At 74.0% G+C, this 18755-nt stretch carries 16 protein-coding genes; 3 read left to right on the plus strand and 13 right to left on the minus strand.

What is annotated here, in order from left to right:
• Position 1: 1 nt before the first annotated feature.
• Complete coding sequence (locus tag ACGFWJ_RS34010; protein ID WP_392956402.1) at positions 2 to 910, minus strand: hypothetical protein; 909 nt, start codon at positions 908 to 910, stop codon at positions 2 to 4.
• A 189-nt stretch (positions 911 to 1099) separates the two neighbouring features.
• Between ACGFWJ_RS34010 and ACGFWJ_RS34015 the strand changes: the two genes are divergently transcribed.
• Together ACGFWJ_RS34015 and ACGFWJ_RS34020 are read left to right on the plus strand one after the other, a co-directional pair.
• On the plus strand, positions 1100 to 1981 hold the full coding sequence (locus tag ACGFWJ_RS34015; protein WP_392956405.1) for a neutral zinc metallopeptidase: 882 nt from the start codon (positions 1100 to 1102) through the stop codon (positions 1979 to 1981).
• A 104-nt stretch (positions 1982 to 2085) separates the two neighbouring features.
• Positions 2086 to 3171, plus strand: a complete 1086-nt coding sequence (locus tag ACGFWJ_RS34020) for a glycoside hydrolase family 26 protein (RefSeq protein WP_392956408.1) — start codon at positions 2086 to 2088, stop codon at positions 3169 to 3171.
• Here the strand turns inward: ACGFWJ_RS34020 and ACGFWJ_RS34025 are convergent.
• From ACGFWJ_RS34025 to ACGFWJ_RS34065, 9 genes are all read right to left on the minus strand, one after another.
• Positions 3148 to 4329 (minus strand): GNAT family N-acetyltransferase, encoded by a 1182-nt coding sequence (locus tag ACGFWJ_RS34025; RefSeq protein WP_392956411.1) that lies wholly within the window; start codon positions 4327 to 4329, stop codon positions 3148 to 3150. The two genes, ACGFWJ_RS34020 and ACGFWJ_RS34025, sit on opposite strands and share 24 nt — an antisense overlap.
• On the minus strand, positions 4326 to 4958 hold the full coding sequence (locus ACGFWJ_RS34030) for a lipopolysaccharide biosynthesis protein (protein WP_392956414.1): 633 nt from the start codon (positions 4956 to 4958) through the stop codon (positions 4326 to 4328). Before ACGFWJ_RS34030 ends, ACGFWJ_RS34025 begins: the two co-directional genes overlap by 4 nt.
• Positions 4959 to 5350: 392 nt before the next feature.
• A complete protein-coding gene (locus tag ACGFWJ_RS34035; RefSeq protein WP_392956416.1) occupies positions 5351 to 6502 on the minus strand; it encodes a glycosyltransferase in 1152 nt (383 codons plus the stop codon).
• Positions 6499 to 7284: a polysaccharide deacetylase family protein gene (locus ACGFWJ_RS34040; RefSeq protein WP_392956419.1), complete on the minus strand. Its 786-nt coding sequence runs from the start codon at positions 7282 to 7284 to the stop codon at positions 6499 to 6501. Before ACGFWJ_RS34040 ends, ACGFWJ_RS34035 begins: the two co-directional genes overlap by 4 nt.
• Positions 7277 to 8989, minus strand: coding sequence for a lipid II flippase MurJ (locus tag ACGFWJ_RS34045; protein WP_392956422.1), 1713 nt, complete (start codon positions 8987 to 8989; stop codon positions 7277 to 7279). Before ACGFWJ_RS34045 ends, ACGFWJ_RS34040 begins: the two co-directional genes overlap by 8 nt.
• Entirely contained in the window at positions 8986 to 10353 is a 1368-nt protein-coding gene (locus ACGFWJ_RS34050; RefSeq protein ID WP_392956425.1) for an O-antigen ligase family protein, read from the minus strand. Before ACGFWJ_RS34050 ends, ACGFWJ_RS34045 begins: the two co-directional genes overlap by 4 nt.
• Before the next feature lie 9 nt (positions 10354 to 10362).
• Positions 10363 to 11874 (minus strand): sugar transferase, encoded by a 1512-nt coding sequence (locus ACGFWJ_RS34055; RefSeq protein WP_392956428.1) that lies wholly within the window; start codon positions 11872 to 11874, stop codon positions 10363 to 10365.
• Between the two features lie 235 nt (positions 11875 to 12109).
• Entirely contained in the window at positions 12110 to 13273 is a 1164-nt protein-coding gene (locus ACGFWJ_RS34060) for a glycosyltransferase (RefSeq protein WP_392956430.1), read from the minus strand.
• A 130-nt stretch (positions 13274 to 13403) separates the two neighbouring features.
• Positions 13404 to 13844 carry an SRPBCC family protein gene (locus ACGFWJ_RS34065; protein WP_387646129.1) on the minus strand — a complete coding sequence of 147 codons (441 nt, stop codon included), beginning with the start codon at positions 13842 to 13844 and terminating at the stop codon, positions 13404 to 13406.
• Positions 13845 to 13970: 126 nt separating this feature from the next.
• On the opposite strand from ACGFWJ_RS34065, the gene ACGFWJ_RS34070 reads away from it, so the two are divergent.
• Positions 13971 to 14873, plus strand: a complete 903-nt coding sequence (locus ACGFWJ_RS34070) for a HipA family kinase (protein ID WP_392956434.1) — start codon at positions 13971 to 13973, stop codon at positions 14871 to 14873.
• Between the two features lie 293 nt (positions 14874 to 15166).
• On the opposite strand, the gene ACGFWJ_RS34075 is transcribed toward ACGFWJ_RS34070, so the two are convergent.
• The 3 genes from ACGFWJ_RS34075 to ACGFWJ_RS34085 all read right to left on the minus strand — a co-directional run bounded on the left by ACGFWJ_RS34075 (position 15167) and on the right by ACGFWJ_RS34085 (position 18582).
• Complete coding sequence (locus ACGFWJ_RS34075; RefSeq protein ID WP_392956436.1) at positions 15167 to 16657, minus strand: S8 family serine peptidase; 1491 nt, start codon at positions 16655 to 16657, stop codon at positions 15167 to 15169.
• Between the two features lie 312 nt (positions 16658 to 16969).
• On the minus strand, positions 16970 to 17383 hold the full coding sequence (locus ACGFWJ_RS34080) for a hypothetical protein (RefSeq protein ID WP_387862958.1): 414 nt from the start codon (positions 17381 to 17383) through the stop codon (positions 16970 to 16972).
• A 32-nt stretch (positions 17384 to 17415) separates the two neighbouring features.
• Positions 17416 to 18582: a damage-control phosphatase ARMT1 family protein gene (locus ACGFWJ_RS34085; protein ID WP_392956439.1), complete on the minus strand. Its 1167-nt coding sequence runs from the start codon at positions 18580 to 18582 to the stop codon at positions 17416 to 17418.
• Positions 18583 to 18755: the final 173 nt, after the last annotated feature.

Raw genomic sequence — 18755 nt, forward strand, 5'->3', positions numbered from 1 at the left:
GTCACTTCTCGCAGGTGGGCGTCGACGCCGCGAACGGCATCGAAGCACCGCAGTTGGTCTCCCGGCCGCCGCGGGTGGTGTCGTAGACCCAGGTGCCGATCACCGGGCCGTCGTCGATCGCGATGCGGTGGCGGTCCAGTGGGCGCATCTTCACGTCGGGGCCGGTGTTGAGGAAGTTGCCTGGCGCGTTGAGCGCGAACACCATGACGCCGCCGGGCAGTTGGCGGGCGGCGCCGTTGGTGGGCACGCAGACCCGCGGTACCAGGACGGCGTCCTCGCTCTGGGCGGTGCGGGCCGGGTCGAAGGTGCAGCCCGCCGGGGGGCGGGAGTTGAAGCGCAGGTCGCCGTCGCGGTCGCGGAAGCCCATCAGCAGGCCGGGGGTGACCACGGTGACGAACGCGTCGGCCTTGGAGTCGGCGGAGGGGTGCAGGGCGGCGGCGGCGCGTTGCACGGCGAGGGCCTGGCGCTGCTCGTCGGTGCGGTCGGCCGCGCCGGGTTCGCCGTCGGCGCGCAGCCAGTCGGCGAGGCCGGGGACGCTGCGGTGCCAGCGGACGGAGTGGTCGGCCGGGTTGACGGAGGTGACCATGCCGTCGTCCCAGACCACGGCCGCGTCCTCGCCGACCATGGTCAGGTAGAGCGCGGTGGCGCCGTCGCGGCGGTAGGACCACAGGTGTTCGCCGGTGCTCCTCGAGTAGGCCTCCACGCCGGGGCCGACCTTCAGGTTCAGGTCGCCGGTGCTGGCCGACTGTGCGCCGACCGGGCTGGCGTCCGCCGCTCCGGGCAGGACCTTGTCCCCGAACGGTTGCGGGCGGTTGGCGTGCGCCGCCGCGCCTGCCGCGAGGACCAGCAGTGCGGCGGCGGCGGGCAGTACCGATCGGGGCGACAGAGTGCGCAGCGGATTGAAGGACACGGCCGGAGCGTACCGTCCGGCCCCGACGGAATTCAGCTGGATTCGAACGCGCCACGCCGCCGCCGCACGCCTTATACGGTTCCGACACAACCGGTTGCGACCTGCGTCGGCGGGCCGTCTCCCGGTCGTTACGGCCCGCTAAGGTACGGCTTCGACCGGCCGACGGACTGTTACAGAGGTGAGACAGGGATGGAATTCGACGACGACGCCCAGTTGGACGGCTCGCAGGTGGAGGACCGCCGCGGCATCCCCGGGGGCGCCGTGGCGATCGGCGGCGGCGCGGTCGGCATCGTCGGCCTGATAGTGGCGCTGGTGCTGGGGCTGGACCCGTCCATGTTCAGCAACTCGCACAGCAGCAGCAGTGCGCCGGCTGCGGGGAAGGCCACCGGCACGGCACAGACCTCGACCTGCAAGACCGGCGCGGACGCCAACAAGCGGCAGGACTGCCGGATCCTGGCGACGGTGAACAGCATCCAGAACTACTGGCAGGGCGAGTTCGCGAACCGCGGCAAGAAGTACTCGCAGGCGGACAGCGTTCTGTTCACCGACCGGGTCCAGACCGCGTGCGGCCCGGCGACCTCGGCGGTCGGGCCGTTCTACTGCCCGGGCGACCACAAGGCCTACTTCGACCTCGGCTTCTTCAACGACATGGGCCGCCAACTGGGCGCCCAGGGCGGCCCGTTCGCCGAGGCCTACGTGGTGGCCCACGAGTACGGGCACCACGTGCAGACCCTGCTCGGCGTCAGGGTCGGCAACGACCGGCAGGGCGCGGACAGCGCCTCGGTGAAGTCCGAGCTCCAGGCGGACTGCTACGCGGGCGTGTGGACGCACCACGCCACCACCACCCCGCAGGCCTCCACCGGCCGTCCGCTGATCACCAAGCTGACCGACGACGACATCGCCCGGGCGCTGGACGCCGCCGAGTCGGTCGGCGACGACCGGATCCAGAAGCGCGCAACCGGGAAGACCAACCCGGAGACCTGGACGCACGGCTCCTCGGAGCAGCGCAAGCAGTGGTTCACCACCGGCTACCAGAGCGGCGACATGACCAAGTGCAACACCTTCGGATGACCGTGCGGCAATGACCCGATGGGGTGACATGCGACATTTCTGATGGTCTGTCAGGTTACGCTCCAGGCGCCCGAGTTGTCCCCGAGTCCGTTCGGAGTGAGCCCATGCGCCTCGGCCGTCTCACCCTGGCTGCCGCCGCTCTGCTGCTGATGACGACCGCGAGCGTGCCCTCGGGCACGCCGCTCAGCCAGACCGAGCGGCACGCGGCGCTCTCCTCGGACGCCATCCAGCCGCGCGGCGCGGCGCCCCGTCCGACGGTCCAGCGGGCCGTGCACGAGGTGCCGTTCGGCGCGTTCGTCGGTTCCTGGAACGAGTACATCCCGAACATCGCGAAGATGGCGTCCTGGCTGGACAACGCCAACATGCAGGTCGGCCACACCTACCTGGCCGGCAACAGCTGGCGGGACATCGAGGGCGAGCCGGTGGTGCTCGGCCTGTGGTCGCAGTGGCGGCAGGCCGACCAGTCCCGGCGGCTGGTGCTGGGCGTGCCGATGCTGGTCCCCAACGAGGGGAACGTGCCGGACGGCGAGGTGGCCGGCCTGCTGGCCCGCGGCAACAAGGGCGAGTTCGACCAGCACTTCCTGCGCCTGGCCCGCAAGCTGGTGGCACTGGGCGGCGGCGACACCACCATCACCCTGGGCTGGGAGATGAACGGCATCACCTACACCTCGCGCTGCCGGCCCGACCCTGGCGCGTGGAAGGCGTACTGGCGGCGGATCGTCGGCGTGATGCGCTCGGTGCCCGGGCAGCACTTCGCCTTCGACTTCACCCCCACCCGCGGGCTGGACGCGATCCCCTGGACGCGCTGCTACCCCGGTGACGACGTGGTCGACATCCTCGGGATGGACAGCTACGACATGCCTGCGGGCGGCACCTTCGACCAGTACGTCAGCGAGCCGTACGGGCTGCAGGACCAGGTGGAGTTCGCGGCCAAGCGCGGCAAGCCGGTCTCCTACCCCGAGTGGGGGCTGTTCCGCAACGGCGACAACCCGGAGTACGTGCGCCGGATGGTCGAGTGGATGCGCACCCACGACACCGCCTACCAGACCGTCACCGACTACTGCCCGCACGGCTTCTGGCAGTGCCAGGACAACCCGAGGTCGGCGGACGTCTTCAAGCAGTTGATGTCCGGCTCGTCCGGGGCGGCGGGGCCGGCCCTCATGCCGTCACCGAAGCCTGGCCCGCACTAGCGTCTCCTTCAGCTTCGGCAGCCTGGTCCGCAGCAGCCGCACGGCGGTGGTCCGGGCCCGCACCCGCAGGGCCCGGACGGCGGCGGACGGGGCGAACCGGCCGGGGCCGAACACCAGCCGCTGGTTGGGCAGTTGGTCGGGCCGCCAGCGCTGCTTGTACGGCTCCTGGCCGCGCAGCAGGCTCAGTTGCGGGATCCCGGCGGCACGCACCTCGTCCAGTGCGCCGCCGAACAGCAGGCCGGCGATGTCCAGTCGCTCGCGCAGGCCGGGGTGGGCGCCGTACATGTAGAGGCCGGCGAACGGGTTGCACAGCAGGATCAGGTCGACCGCGACCACCTGCCCGTCGAGCTCGAAACGCTGTATGGCCGCCCGGCGGGTGGCCACCAGGGCGGCGGTGGACTCGGTGAGGTGGTGCGCGAAGCGCTCGGTGCGGTGCTCGGGGGTGACGCCGCGGTCCTGCCACTGGAGGCGGTGCAGGCGCAGCAACTCGCGGACGGTGTCCGGGACTTCGTCGGCGGTGGCGGTGTGCACCCGGATCCCGGCCTCGGCGATCTTCCGCAGTTTGACCCGGCTGCGCTGCGCGGTCTTGCCGGGCAGCCGCTTGAGCAGCTGGTCCATCGGGACGGCGGGCAGGTACTGGCACATCGAGTCGGCGAACCGGTGCCGGCGGCCCGGCCAGTGCGCGAACACCCGTTGCAGGGCGGCCTCGGGGTGCACCTCGCGCAGGTCCAGACTGTGCCAGGGGCGGCGCAGCGGCAGTGCGGCGGCGAGTTCGGCGGCGGCCCGGTCGGCGCACTCGTCGTCCAGCAGGACATCGGTGAAGTCGACCAGGCCCGCGCCCAGGTTGGTCAGGCCGCCGAACGGGCCCCGGCGGCGCAGTGCGGCGGCGGCGACCAGCCGGCCGTCGCGGCGGACCAGCACCAGAACCAGGGCGCCCGGGCGGCCGTAGCCCTGCCACCAGGAGCGCAGCCAGGGCGCGGACTGGAAGACCGTGGCGGTGGAGCAGCGGCGGTAGAGGTCGTCCCAGTCGTCGGCGACCGTGTCCAACGCGTCGTCGCCGCGCAGGACTTCGGCGGTCCAGCGGTGGCGGTCGGCGGCGGCGTGGTCGGCCTGGGCGGGGACCGTGGCGGCGGTGGCGGGCGGCTGGCGGAGCTTCATCGGTACACCCCTTCGGTCCGCGGGGTCTCGGCCTGGGTGGGGAAGACGGCAGTGGTGGAGCCGGGGTCCGGGCCGGGCCCCCGGCGGGTGAGCATCACCAGGGTGCCGAGCAGCACGCCGGCGGCGCCGCCGACGGCGGTGTCCAGGGTGGCGGACGGCGAGGCGGGGGCGTCGGGTTCGGCGGCGGCGGCCAGTTGGACCAGTTTGACGCCGGTCTCCTTGCTGCCGGAGTTGCCGAACGCCATCAGCGACCGGGCGACCGCGCCGGCGTTCTGCACGGCGTCCTCGGGGCGGGGGCCGGTGCCGGTGATCTCGATCACCGGGGCGTCCGGGGAGGTGGTGCCGCGCACCAGGGCGGCCAGCGTGGCCACCGAGCGGTGGGTCTCGGCGGCGGCACCGATCAGCACCTGCGGCTGGCCGGTGAGCCGGCCGTACGCCTGGGCGAAGTTGACGGCGCTGGCGTTCTCACCGGCGTTCTGCGGGACCACCACCACGTAGGCGGAGGAGGCGTAGGACGGGTGCGAGACGACGGCGTAGCCGGTGCCGGCCGCCACGCCGAGCGGGACGGCGACGGCCATCGGCCACCAGCGGCGGGCCGGCGCGCGGAAGCGGCGGCGTGGTTCGGGCATCGGGGACTCCAGGAAACGAGGGGAACGGGGTCAGCGAGGGCGGGCCGCCACACCTGGCGGGACGGCGACGGCCATCGGCCGCCAGCGGCAGGCCAGCGCGCGGGAGCGGCGGCGCAGTAGGGGCATCGGAGGGCTCCAGAGAACGGGGTCAGCGGAGGCGGGCCGCCGCACCTGGCGGGACGGCGACGGCCATCGGCCACCAGCGGCGGAACAGCGCGCGGGAGCGGCGGCGCAGTAGGGGCATCGGGGGGCTCCAGAGAACGGGGTCAGCGGAGGCGGGCCGCCGCACCTGGCGGGACGGCCACGGCCATCGGCCACCAGCGGCAGGCCGGCGCACGAGCGCGACGGCGAAGTGCAGGCATCGGGGGACTCCAGAGACGGGATGGCGGGGGTCAGTGCGCGCCCGCGCGGCGGCGTGCGGGGTGGCGGGGGCCGGGCAGGGCGCCGGCGGACTCCCGGTAGAGGGCGGCCAGTTCGGCCGCGATCCGGGTGATGTCGTAGTGCGCGACGGCGGGCGGGACCGGGACGGGTCCGGGCGGTGCGGCGGCGGCGGCGGTCAACTCGCGGGTGTAGGCGGCGGGTTCGGACGGCAGCAGGCGGGCGTGCGGGGCGGCGCCGACCGGGAGTTCGGCCAGTGCCGGGCAGGCGGAGTGCAGCACCGGCAGTCCGGCGGCCAGGGCCTCCAGGGCGGCGAGTCCGAAGGTCTCCGCGCGGGACGGCGAGACCAGCACGTCCATCGCGGTGAGCAGTTCGGGCACGTCGTCGCGTTCGCCGGTGAGCACCAGCCGTTCGCGGACGCCCAACTGCTCGGCGCGGGCCGTGAGTTCGGCCCGTTCGGGGCCCTCGCCGACCAGCAGCAGCCGGGTGCCCGCCGGGAGCGCGGCGAGCGCCTCCAGCGGAACGTGGAAGCGCTTGCCGGGCACCAGCCGGCCGACCCCGCCGGCCACAAACGCGTCGGAGGGGAGGCCGAGTTCGGCGCGCAGCCGGGCGCGGTGGGCGGCCCGTTCGGCGGGTGGGAAGCGGTACCGGGCGGCGTCGATGCCGTTCGGCAGCCGCCGGACCCGGTGGGCGGGCACGCCCCAGGTGTCGAGCACGGCGGCGACCTGGCCGGAGACCGCCAGGGTGGTGCCGCCGAGCCGTTCGGCGGCCAGGTACAGCGCCTTGACGCCGGCCGAGGTGGGCCGGCCCTCGATCTCGCCGGCCTGCAGCGAGTGCTCGGTGGCGAGCACGCCCCGCACCCCGGCCAGCCGGGCGGCGAGGCGGCCGTACAGCATGGCCCGGTACAGGTGGGTGTGGACCAGGTCGTAGCGGCCGGCCCGGATCAGCCGGGTGAGCCGGGGCAGCACGCCGAGGTCGCGGTTGCCGCGCATGGCGAGGTGATGGACGGTGAATCCGTCGGCGCGCAGTTCGCGGGCCACCGTGCCGGGGTTGGTCAAGGTGGCCACCTCGTGCCGCTGGTCCTTCGGCAGATGCCGCAGCAGCAGCGCGAGTTGGCGTTCCGCGCCGCCCGCGTGCAGGCCGGTGACCACGTGCAGGACCTTCACCACCGCTCCCCCGCGGCGGGCTTCGGCGGGGCCCAGCGCAGTCCGGTGACGGCCTCGCGCCAGCGGTGCCGGCCGCGCTTGGCGCGCAGCCGCCAGGCGCCGTCGCGGTCGCCGACGTAGCTGCGCGGCAGGGCGTGCCGGCCGGTCAGTGAGGAGTGCTCGATGGCGCAGGCGTAGTCGTAGCCGGCGTCCCGTACGGCCCGGGTGGCGGGCAGGTCGACGGCGCCGTACGGGTAGCAGAAGCCGGTGACGGGGCCGCCGACCAGGTCTTCCAGCTCGCGGCGGCTCTCCTTGGTCTGGCGTTCCAGTGCGGCGGGCGGCAGCCCGGACAGGGCCTGGTGGCCCAGGCCGTGCGAGCCGATCTCCCAGCCCGAGGCGGCGAGTTCGATGATCTGGTCGACGGTCAGCAGTTTCTTCCGGGGGCCTTCGACGTCCCAGTGGTTGGCGGCGCCGAGCAGGTCGGGCATCACGTACGCGGTGGCGGTGAAGCCGTACTCGCGCAGCACCGGGACGGCGTGCCGGGCGAAGTCGGCGTAGCCGTCGTCGAAGGTCAGGCCGACCAGTTTGGACTCCCGGCCGAGGGCCTGGGCGTCGAGCAGTTCGCGGACGCTGACGCCGCGCCGGCCGGAGCGGTGCAGCCAGTCCATCTGTTCGGCGAACCGTTCCGGGCTGACGGTGAGCTGGTAGGGATCCTCGTCCTCCTCGGCGACCGAGTGGTACATCAGGATCCAGGGTGCGAGCCGGGGTGCGAGCACCTGCGCCGGCAGACAGGTTTCAACCATGCGGCTTCCCTTCGGCGGGTGAGGGGGCGTGCGGTCGCCGGGCCCGGGCGAGGAGTGCCAGGGCCGGTCCGCGGACCTCGGGGACGCCGAACAGCGCGCCGAGGGCCGCGAAGACCAGCAGGACGGTGGCGCCGCCGAGCAGGGCGGCGGGCAGCGGCGCGGTGGCCGCCCGGACGGCGAGCGAGCCGGCCGCGGCGGCGGTGATCGCGGCGGCCAGCAGCCGGGCCTGCCCGCCGAGCACCAGGCCGAGCCGCAGGGCGATGCCGCGCAGCATCAGGCCGCGCATCAGCAGCGCCGCGGTGAAGGTGATCCCGACCGCGTTTCCGGCGGCCAGGCCGGGCGCCCCGAAGTGCGGGGTGAGGGTGACGCCGAGGGTGAAGGTGACGACCAGTCCGAGCGTCATCGCGCCGACCGGGTACCAGTCCAGCCAGGTGGTCCGGTCGCCCTCGGCGCGCGGGGCCTCGGCGCGCCGCACCACCGGGCGGACGCAGAAGTACGGCCGCACCATCACGCCGATCATCGCCTGGGCGGGCAGGCCGAAGCTGTACACCCGGATGACGGCCGCGGTGGCCTCGGTGTCGGCGGGGCCGAACGCGCCGCGCTGGAACAGCAGCGAGACCACGGCGGGTGCGCAGGACAGCAGGAAGGCGGTGCCGAGCAGCACCAGCGCCGCTGCCTGGCCGAGGTCCTTCTCGACCCGGTCGCGGGCTGCGGTGAGGTCGCCGGCGGCCATCGCCCGGGCCACCACGGGGAACGTCACGGTGACGATCAGGATCGCCGAGGTCATCGCCAACTGGCTGATTTTCGCGGCGTAGTTGAGGTGCGAGATGGTGCCGGGCGGCAGCGCCGAGCCGAGGTAGCGCTCGATGAACACCTGGGACTGCCGGGTCAGCGAGAACGCGGCCACCGGCAGCAGCGCCAGCGGGATCAGCACCAGCCCGCGCACGGCGCCGCGCCGCCGGGCCCGCCGCTTGCGGACGCGCAGCCTGCGGGCGAACGGCACCACCAGCACGCCCGCCATCAGCAGGCTGCCGAGCGCCACGCCGAGCGCGGCGGAGCGCACCCCGAGCAGGCGGTGGCCGCTGAGCAGCAGCGCCAGGATGCCCAGGTTGTACATCACGTAGATGACGGCGGGCGCGGTGAAGGCGTGCAGCGCGCGCAGCGCGGAGGCCAGGTAGCCGGCCACGCCGAACGGCACCACGGTGAACGCGGTGATCCGGGTGCAGGTGACGGCGAGCCGCGGGTCGGCCAGGCCGGGGGCGACCAGGTCGACCAGCTGCGGGGCGAACAGTGCGACGGTGCCGGACAGCGTGCACAGCGCGAGCAGCAGCCAGGGCAGCGTGGAGCGGGTCAACTGCCGTACCGGGTCCGACCCTTGGGGGCTCTCCTCGCGCAGCACCAGGGCCAGGCTGAAGGCCGGGACCATCAGGAAGGCCATCGCGTCCTCGATCAGCAGCGGCGCGGCGGTCTCCGGCACCGTCCAGGCGACCAGGAACGCGTCGGTGCCCTGGTTGGCGCCGAAGTAGCGGGCCAGCAGCAGGTCGCGGAGCAGGCCGAGGCCGGAGCCGGCCGCGCTGAGCAGCGCCGTCACGCCGAACGCCTTGGCCAGGAAGCCGCCCCGGGGTGCGGCGTCGTCGCCCTCGCTGCGGGGGGCCGGTACGGGGACGCCGGTGGTGACCTGCGCCACCGGCTGGTCTGTGGTCATGTGCCGTTCGCTCCACGGGAGTCGGGACCGTTCGCGGCCCGGGAGTCGGGCCCCGGCAGCGCGGTGCGGGCGGCGAGGCCGAGCACCACGGAGGTCAGCACGGTGGTGGTGCCGCCGATGTCGGCGTACAGGAAGTCCCAGAGCACCCAGCAGAGCAGCGCGAGGGCGGCCAGACCGGGGCCGGTGGCGCGGCGCAGGCAGCCGAGCAGCAGGGTCAGGAACAGCGCGAGGTAGGCGACCACCCCGAGCAGGCCCTGTTCGCTGAGCACCAGGAAGTACATGTTGTGCGGGGAGAGCAGCGGTTCGCGCTGGAAGCCGATGGTGGAGTCGGCGGCGTCACTGCCGGAGGAGAGCCTCAGCGGGGCGTGGCTGTCGCGCAGTTGCTGGAAGGCCTTGGGTCCGGCGCCGGCCACCGGGTGGTCCTGCCAGATCCGGCCGGCGGTGGCCCACAGGTCGTAGCGGTCGGAGACGGACTGGTCGGGGGCGGCGGAGACCGAGCCGATCGAGCTGAGCCGCTCGGTGACGCCGGACGCGCCGAGGCCGAGCCCCCCGACCAGCACCACTGCGGCGGCGGCGCCGACCAGCACGCCCTTGACGGCCAGCCGGGCGTCGGCGCGCAGCAGCAGCACGGAGGCGGCGACCGCGGTGGCGATCCAGCTGCCCCGGCTGAACGACACGGCCAGCGGGAAGGCCAGGAACGCGGCGCTCGCCCACATCGCGCGGCGCAGCGCGCGGCTGCCGCCGGGGCCGCGTTCGGCCAGGCCAAGACCGAGGGCGGCGAGCAGCCCGAACGAGACCACGCCGGACATCGCCATGATGTCGAGCGCGCCGAAGGTGCCGACGGCGCGGATCGGCTGCCCGGTGTAGGAGGCGCCGGTGCGGGTCAGGTACTGGGTGGCGCCGACCGCGCCCTCGATCAGCGCGGCCAGCACGAACGAGCCGAGCACCAGCCGCCGGTCGTCGCGGTCGCGGACGGCGAGCAGCACGGCGGCGGGCACCAGCACGAAGATCTGCACCAGCCGGACGAAGCCGGTGAGGCTGGCCGACGGGTCGACGGAGTGCACGGTGGCGGCGGCGGCGGCCAGCACCACGCCGCCGAACAGCACGGCGGCCGCCGGGTCGAGCCGGGGCAGCCGGGCGCGCAGCAGTTGGACGGCGGTCAGTGCGACCAGCGCGAGCGAGGCCAGGTCGGCCGGGGTGACGTGGACGGCGGCGGTGACGTCCTTCTCGCCGGTGGGGACGCAGACCAGCAGCACGGTGGCGGCGGCGAGCCAGCTCGGCCGGGGTGCGAGCCGGCGCTGCCCGGGTGCGGCTGTGCCGGTGAACCGGCCCGTGGCGGGCGGGAGTCGGAGGGTGACGGCCACGGCCTGCGGTCAGCTCCCGTCCGGGCGGACCACGAGGGCGGCGGTGCGCAGCAGGATCTTGGCGTCCTGCCACAGCGTCCAGCCCTCGATGTAGCGGTTGTCGAAGCGGGCCCGGTCCTCGATGGAGGTGTCCCCGCGCAGGCCGCTGACCTGGGCCAGGCCGGTGAGCCCGGACGGGACGCGGTGCCGGTCGACGTACTCGGGGTAGGCCTGGCCGAACCGCATGACGAAATAGGGGCGTTCGGGGCGCGGGCCGACCAGGCTCATGTCGCCGCGGAGCACGTTCCACAGCTGCGGGAGCTCGTCCAGCGAGGCCTTGCGCAGGAACTTGCCGACGGTGCCCATCCGGTGGTCCTGCGCGATGTTCCAGCGGGTGGCGGACTCGTGTTCGTTGCTGGGGCGCAGGGTGCGGAACTTGAGGAGGGTGAACACCCGACCGTCCAGCCCGGTGCGCTGCTGGCGGAACAGCACGCCCGGGCCGGTCTCCCAGCGCACCGCGAGGGCGCAGGCGGCCAGCAGCGGGGAGATCAGCAGCAGGCCGAGGCCGGCCGCGGCGATGTCGAAGCCGCGCTTGACGGCCCAGCCGTGGCGGCGCATCGCGGGGGCGCCGAGCCGCAGACAGGGGAAACCCCAAAGGTGGTCGCCGGTGCCCTGCACCGAGTCGAACTCGCGCAGGCCGGGCAGCAGCCAGACCTGGCAGCCGAGCCGGGCGGCGTGCCGCATCGCGGCCAGCGTGTCGGCGTCGTCGGCGGCGCCGCCGGTGGCCAGCACGTGGTGGACGCGGTAGCGGCGCAGCACCCGGCCGAGCACCTCGCGGCCGCCGAGCACCGGCAGCGGGCCGCCGGGGGGCAGCAGCACCGGGTCGGCGTCGAGGTAGCCGACCGGCCGCAGGCCGTACTCGGGGCGGGCGGTGAGCACGCCGGCGATCCGCTGGCCGAGTTCGCCGGCGCCGAGGATCAGCACCGGGCTGGGACGGCGGCGGCGGGCCCGGCGGGTCAGGTGGTGGACGTAGGCGCGGCCGAGGGCGGCGAGCGGGAGCATCAGCAGCAGCAGGCTGAGCAGTCGCAGCGGGCCCATCGCGCCGAGGTCGGTCCAGTGGCCGGTCAGGCAGGCGTCGACGGTGACGGCGAACGCGGTGGCGACGGCAGCGCGGGCGGCCAGCGCGGGGAACTCGTCGAGGGCGGAGAGGCTGAGCCGGCTGCGGTAGAGGCCGCCGGCCAGGTTGAGCGGGAGCAGTGCCGGCAGCAGCAGGAGGGCGGTGGCGACCGGCCGGGTGGCGGCCGGGGCGGTGACGGCGGCGGCCAGTGCGACCGCCAGGGTGTCGGCGGTGGCGAGGGCGAGCGGCAGGGCGACCCGAGAGTGCAGCCGGCCGCGGTGGCGGCCGACGCCGGCGTAGGTCCTGGTCGGCAGAGCCCGGGAGTTCGGCCGGTCGAGCAGTCCCGCGCCGTGATGATTGCCATGGCGACCGGTACCCGCCAGCACGTCGGCCGACCGCGGCACGCTCTCGTGGTCAATGGTCATCGGCGCACGAACTCCCCTGCTGTGAACCCGTCCGGGAAATCACCTGCTGCCGAGCACGGCGGTCGGCCATTCCCCTGACAGAAAATGGGGATGAAGCAGGCAGAATCAGACATTACCGAACGCCATTGCACGCGCAGAGAGCTGACATGCCATTTCATTCCACCCGCCTAATAATCGGACATCCATGAGGGAAGGCCACACCTGCACGGGCGGGCGTTCACGGCCTGACAAACGATCAAAACCACTGCGGGACACGGGATGTGCGGCCCGCCGGGACCACCCGGGTCCGAACAATAGTCCGGTAAATCGCCGCCACCTGCGAGATTACTTGCCGGATATCGTGATTTTCAGCCACGTGCGACCCGGCCAGAACACCGCGCCGTTCGCATTCGATCCGATCCGACAGGAATTCGGCCAACCGTTCGCCCATCGCACGGGAATTCTCCGGCGGCACCACCGAACGGCCGAGCTCGCCCGGCGGCACACACTCCCGCGCCCCCGGCACATCGGTCAGCAGCACCGGCCGCCCGCAGGCCATCGCCTCCAGCGGCGCCAGCGCCATCCCCTCCCAGCGCGAGGGCAGCACCACCAGGTCGGCGCCCGCCAACCACAGCCGCGGATCCGCCACATCGCCCACCAGCCGCACCCGCGACGGGTCGGGCAGCGCCCGCACCCGGCCCGCCAGCGCCTCCGCGTCCGGGCCGCCCCCGACCAGCACCAGCCGGGCCGCCGGCAGCCGGCGTTGCACCTGCTCCCAGGCGTCCAGCAGGACGTCCTGGCCCTTCTGCCGGCACAGCCGGCCCACGCACACCGCGAGCGGGGCGGACTGCTCCAGGCCCAGGGCCATCCGGGCGGACCGCCGGGACGCCTGGTCGGCGGGCGTGAAGTGCGCCAGGTCCACGCCGTTCGGCACCACCCGCCAGTCCGCGACCAGCCCCGCCGCCACGCCGTCCGCCTTCTCCTGCTCGCTGACGCACAGCACGATCCGGGCCCACCGGGTGGCGTGCCGCTCCCAGCGCAGGCTGACCTCGGCGAGGACGCCCTCGGCGGCGGCGAACGACCAGGCGTGCGGCTGGAACACCGTGGGCACGGCGCCGCGGGCGGCCAGCCGGCCGGCCAACCCCGCCTTCGCGCTGTGCAGGTGCAGCACGTCCGGCGCGGCGCCGCGGATGATCCGGCGCAGCCGCCAGGCCTCGCCGACGGTGCCCGGCCCGGGTGAGCGCTCGGCCGGCCAGTCCAGCACCCGGGCGCCGGCCGCGGCGGCCTCCTGGGCGAGCCGGCCGCCGGGCGGGCAGGCCACCAGGACCCGGCAGCCGACCGCGCGCTGCCCGCGCACCAGGTCGACCACCACCCGGGCCACGCCGCCGTCGGTCGGTTGGGAGACATGAAGGATCGTCATCTGCACGGCCCGGAGCCTAAGTTGACGACCGCACCCGGCCGGGGCCGCTTCACCCGTCCCGGGGAACGGGCACACCCGTACGGCTGATGCGCCGTACGGGTGTGTGAATAGCCTCGGGGACGAACAGGGCTCAGCCGAGTTCGGCCGCCAGGTTGGCCAGCACCTGGTCGTGGATCCGGTTCAGGCCCTTGGGCGCGAAGGTCCGCTCGAAGAAGCCGCCGATGCCGGTCGCCCCCGTCCAGGTCGCCTCGACCGTGACCTTGCTGCCGTGCTCGCCGGCCGCCGCGACCGTCCAGGTGATCACCATCGAGGAGTTGGCGTCGGTCTCCACCAGGGTGTCCGGGGTCGGCGCCGTCACCGTGAACAGGCAGTCCCGGACCCGCTTCTCGGTGGCCTGGAGCTTCCAGTGCACCTGGGTGCCCGCGCCGGTGCCGCCGGCCCGCACCTCGTACTCGCTGTACTGCGCGGGCAGCAGCTTCGGCCGGGTCACCGCGTAGTCGGCCAGCGCCTCGTACACCCGGGCCGGGTCGGCCCCGTACGTCCGCTCGGTGGTGGCGTGCACCTTGCCCATTCGCTCACTTCTCCTCGGTCCGGGTCATCTGCGCCTCTGCACATCTGCACTCGGCGTCGCCGCCAAGCCAACCATCGCGACCTGCCCCCGCCAAACCGGAAACCGGGGTCGAGTTAGGGTGGGCGGATGCTGGATGAAGTGACGGCGCTGCGGTACGTCGATCCGCTGCGGGCGGGCGGTTCGGTGCCCGGGGTGGTGGAGGCCGACGACCTCGGCACGTACGTGGTCAAGTTCACCGGTGCGGCGCAGGGCGTCAAGGCACTGGTGGCCGAGGTGATCGTCGGTGAGCTGGCGCGGCGGCTGGGCCTGCGGGTGCCGCCGCTGGTGCTGGTGGACTTCGACCCGGCGGTGGCGGCGAACGAGCCGGACCAGGAGATCCAGGACCTGCTGAAGGCCAGCGCGGGCCGCAACCTGGGCATGGACCTGCTGCCGGGCGCCCACGACTTCAAGCCGGGAATGATCGAGGTCTCCCCCGCCGAGGCCGGCCGGATCGTCTGGCTGGACGCGCTGACCGGCAACGTCGACCGCAGCGTGCACAACCCGAACCTGATGGTCTGGCACGGGAAGCTCTGGCTGATCGACAACGGCGCCGGGCTGATCTTCCACCACCGCTGGTCCTCGGCCCACGCCTCGGTGCACAAGCGCTACGACCTGAGCGGCCACGCGCTGGGCGGCTACGGCCCCGACGTGGCCGCCGCGGACGCCGCGCTGGCGCCCCTGGTGACGGCCCAACTGCTGGCCGAGATCACCGAGTTGGTGCCGGACGCCTGGCTGGCCGACGAGCCGGGCTTCGACTCGCCCGCCGCCGTCCGGGCCGCGTACGTGGAACACCTGGCGGCCCGGGTCACGAACTCCGCGGCCTGGCTGCCGGAGGGGTTCGCCACCCCGGAGCAGATCCGCGCCGCCGAGGAGCGGGCCGCGGCGGCCCGTACGGCGGCCCGGCCGGCCTGGCTGAAGCAGGTGCCGAACCGGGCCGGCCTGGCCTCGGTGGAATCGGACTGGTCCCGGCACGTCGGCGAGGAGAACTGACCTGCGGTCGGCTGCGGCACGCGTGAGCCTGCCGGGCTCCCGGCACGTCGGCGAGGAGAACTGACCTGCGGTCGGCTGCGGCACGCGTGAGCCTGCCGGGCTCCCGGCACGTCGGCGAGGAGTGAGCCGCCCACGCACCGGGGTTGACGCAGGCGCATGGGCGCTGAACGAGCCGCCCGCGTAACAGGGTTGACGCGGGTGCGTGGGCGACGTGCGAGCCGCCCACGCACCGGGTGTTGACGCAGGCGCGTGGACGCTGAACGAGCCGCCCACGCACCGGGATTGACGCGAGGTCAGTTGCGCCAGGCGTCCACGGCCTTGGCGGCGTTGACCACTCCGGCGCCGTAGAAGCCGTTGTTGGCGTCGGTGCCCTCGCAGGTGGCCTTGTAGGCGCCGGTGCCGCCGGGGTTGAAGACGCCGGCCGGGCAGGCGTGCGGGTCGGCCTGCTTCACCAGCAGGCTGCGCAGCTTCTCCGGGCCGGCGCCCGGGTGGCTGGAGGCGAGCAGCGCGAGGACGCCGGCCACGTGCGGGGTGGCCATCGAAGTGCCCGAGCTGTAGCCGTACTTGTTGCCGGGGAGGGTGGAGAGGATGCCGCCGCGGCGGTCGGGGGTGTCGGGCGTCTGGAAGACGGTGGCGTCGCCACCGGGGGCGGCGACGGCGACCTTGTTCAGGCCGTAGCTGGAGTAGTAGGACTTGTCGCCCTTGGCGCCGATCGCCGACACCGCGATCACGCCCGGCAGTTCGGCGGGCAGGTCGAGGCAGCTGGCGTCGATCGGCCGGCCGCCGGGGGTGGTGTCGTCCGGGCTGCTGACGTCGACGGTCTTGTGCGCCAGGTCGATGTTCTCGTTGCCGGCGGCGGCGACGTTCAGCACCCCGCCACGGCGGGAGTAGTCGACGGCCCGGCGGACGGCCTCGCTGACCGCGCCCTGGTCGGGGTCGCCCGCGCAGTTGAACATCCACGGGTCCACGTAGTAGCTGTTGTTGGTGATGGTGAAGTGGTGCTCGGCGGCCCAGACGAAGCCGCAGATCGCGTACTCGGGGTAGATGAACCCGCCGTCGTCGACCACCTTGACGGCGGCCAGCCGGACGCCGGGGGCGACGCCCTCGATGCCCTTGCCGTTCTTGGCGGCGGCGATGGTGCCGGCCACGTGGGTGCCGTGGGTGCTGGTGGTGGGCTGCCAGGACTTCCAGTTGGTGTCGGGGCTGCCGCTGAGGCAGGACGCGGAGAGCGCCGGGTCGACGTTGGCGGCGAGGTCCTCGTGGGTGGCGTCGATGCCGGAGTCGAGGACGCCGACCACCACGTCACGGCTGCCGAGCGTGGTCTTGTGCGCCTGGTCGACGCCGATCTGCCGCATGTCCCACTGGTTGGCCCAGAGCGGCTCGCTGCCGTCGGCGGTCGCGCCCGTGGGAACGTCGGACACCTCGACGGTGGTCTCCATGCCGCCGGCCTGGATGCCCGCGGTGCGGCTGGCGCCGACCGAGTCGATGGTCTTCGACTGGCGGAGCTTGGCGGCGAAGCCGGGGTCGTTGGAGCGGGCGATCACCACGCCTATCTGCTCGTACGACGCGACCACACTGCCGCCGGCCGCCTGGATCTCGCGCTCGGCCTTCTTGGTCTGCCCGTGGTTGGCCTTGGTGTTGACCACGTAGTTCATCGGCTGGCCGGTGGCGGACGCGGTGGCCGCCGTGGCGGCGCCCGCCGCGGGTCCGGCGAGGGCGCCGGCGGTGACCAGCGCGAGACCTGCGGCGAGGAGGGCGGAGCGACGGATGCGGGGAACGCTCATGGGGGTTGACTCTCCCGACTGTCGGCGGACGCGATCGGTGTGATCGAAGACACGCGAATGGCCGGGAGACTATTCAGCCGATATGACAAAAATCAAGAGGGAGTAAAGCAATCGTCGTAGACCGAACGGGTGCCCGACCCACTGCCGGTCGGGCACCCGCCCCGGTCCGCCGGTGCCGGCCCGGCCGCCGAACAGCTCGCCGTGGGCGGCCGGCGCGGTCGCGATGTCGGCCTGCGCCCAGCGGCTTCTGCACCGCGCTCTTCGCGGCCGCACTACCGGACTTGGCCGACCCGCACCGTCACCGGAGTGAACTTACGAACGCTCCGCCAGCACCCGGGCCAACCCGGCGCGCAGCCGCGCCGAGGCCCCGGCCGACCGCCCCAGCGCCCGCACCCGCTCGGCCGGAACGTCCAGCCGCGCCGCCAGCGCGAGCACGGCGGCGAACGGCCGCCGTCCCGCCGCGAGGCACTCGGCCACCGCCGCCAGCACGGCGTCCAGCACCGCCCCGTCCGCGCCCGGATGTTCGGCCAGCAGGTACAGCAGCCGGTTGTCGTTCCAGTCGCTGTGCCGGACCTCCGCCAGCCGCGCCAGCACGTCCGGTGGGGTGTGCGGGTTCTCGGCGAGCGCCTGGTCGACGAACGGCAGGCCGACGGCCGTGAGGGCACGCAGCGCGGCGGGGTCGGTGGAGGCGCGGGCCTCGGCCAGACGGTCGGCGGGGGTGGGCACTTGGGCTCCTCCGGGCAGCGAAACGGCAGGATCTACGGGCGGGCGTCGACCTGGACGAGGGCGTGGCGGCCGTCCGTGCGCCACGAGGTCCCGGTGCCGTCGAGCCGGGCGACGGTCGCGGCGTCGAGGCCGACGATCACATCCGACTTCAGCGTCCGCAGGGCCGCGACCGGCGACGGGAAGTGACGCACCGTCTCGCCGAACGGCGTGGTCGGCGGCCAGAGCCGGTCACCGACCAGGCGGCGGTAGTTGAGGTCGCCCTTGAGGATCGTCATCGTCGCGGCGGCGAGCTCGGCACGGAGGTCGGCCGGCATGTCGTGGAACGGCAGCGGCGCGCAGAAGAACGGGTGCGTGCGGACGACGAGCGCACCGCTGTTCAGCGCCCGCCACAGCCGCCCGCCGACCGCCCCGGCGACGGCCGAGGGCGCGGTGCGCAGGCGCTCGACCGAGGCGAGGACGTCGGCCGTCGTCGCGTCCGACACGAAGTACGGCTGCGGTTTCACGTACAGGACGACCTGCGCCGCCGGGCCGCCGGTCAGCAGGTGGTCGATCAGCACCAGGTCCGGCAGCAGCTCCCGGCCGGCGTTGTCCGCGATGACGCAGACCTGCCCGCCCGTCGCCCGTCCGAGCGCGGTCCAGAGCGTCGCACTGTCGTCGGCGACCAGGTCGGCGGCGGCCGTCCCGGTGGTCTCCGCGGTGATCCCGAAGCTGAGGTCCGCGCGGTTGCCCCACAGCGCGGACGACAGCAGCGCCTCCGCCCGGCGGGTCTCCGGCAGGCCGTCGAGCGCGCTCAGCGCGGCCAGTTCCCCGTCCACCGCCGCACCGGCCAGCTCGGCTTTCTTGAACGGCGCGAACGGGTCGACGCCCTGCCACGCGCCGGGCCCGAAGTATCCGGTGGCGTCGAGCAGTCGGCGGTAGAAGTAGCTCTCCGCCCACAGGAACGGCGCCTCCCCCCAGGGCCGCCCCCACAGCCCCTCGCCCCACGCCAGCCACCGCGCGGCGTCCGGCGCGTCCGCGCGCAGCGGCTCCAGGACGCCGGTGGTGCTCTCCACCAGCAGCCGCTCGACCGCCGCCCGCTCGGCGGGGCCGTACGGCAGCGCGTCGAGCACCTGCCGGACGAGCTCGGGGTGGCGCTTGTGGAAGACGCCCCAGGCGAAGGACCCGGGGACGTCGGCGCGAATCACGGGTGCGTTCGACACATCGGGGCTCGTCTCTCTCGTCATCGGCGGGCAGCGGGCCCGTCGGCTCCAGCCGAGACTAGTGCCGCGGCAGGCAACTTTGCCCGTCAAGGAGCGGCCCGAGGCGCCCGGCTGGGCGTGCCGCCGAAGCGCCCTCGTACTGGGTGTACTTGGGTGCTTTGGCGGTGCGTCCA

The sequence above is a fragment of the Kitasatospora sp. NPDC048407 genome, from assembly GCF_043200475.1.
GTDB lineage: Bacteria > Actinomycetota > Actinomycetes > Streptomycetales > Streptomycetaceae > Kitasatospora.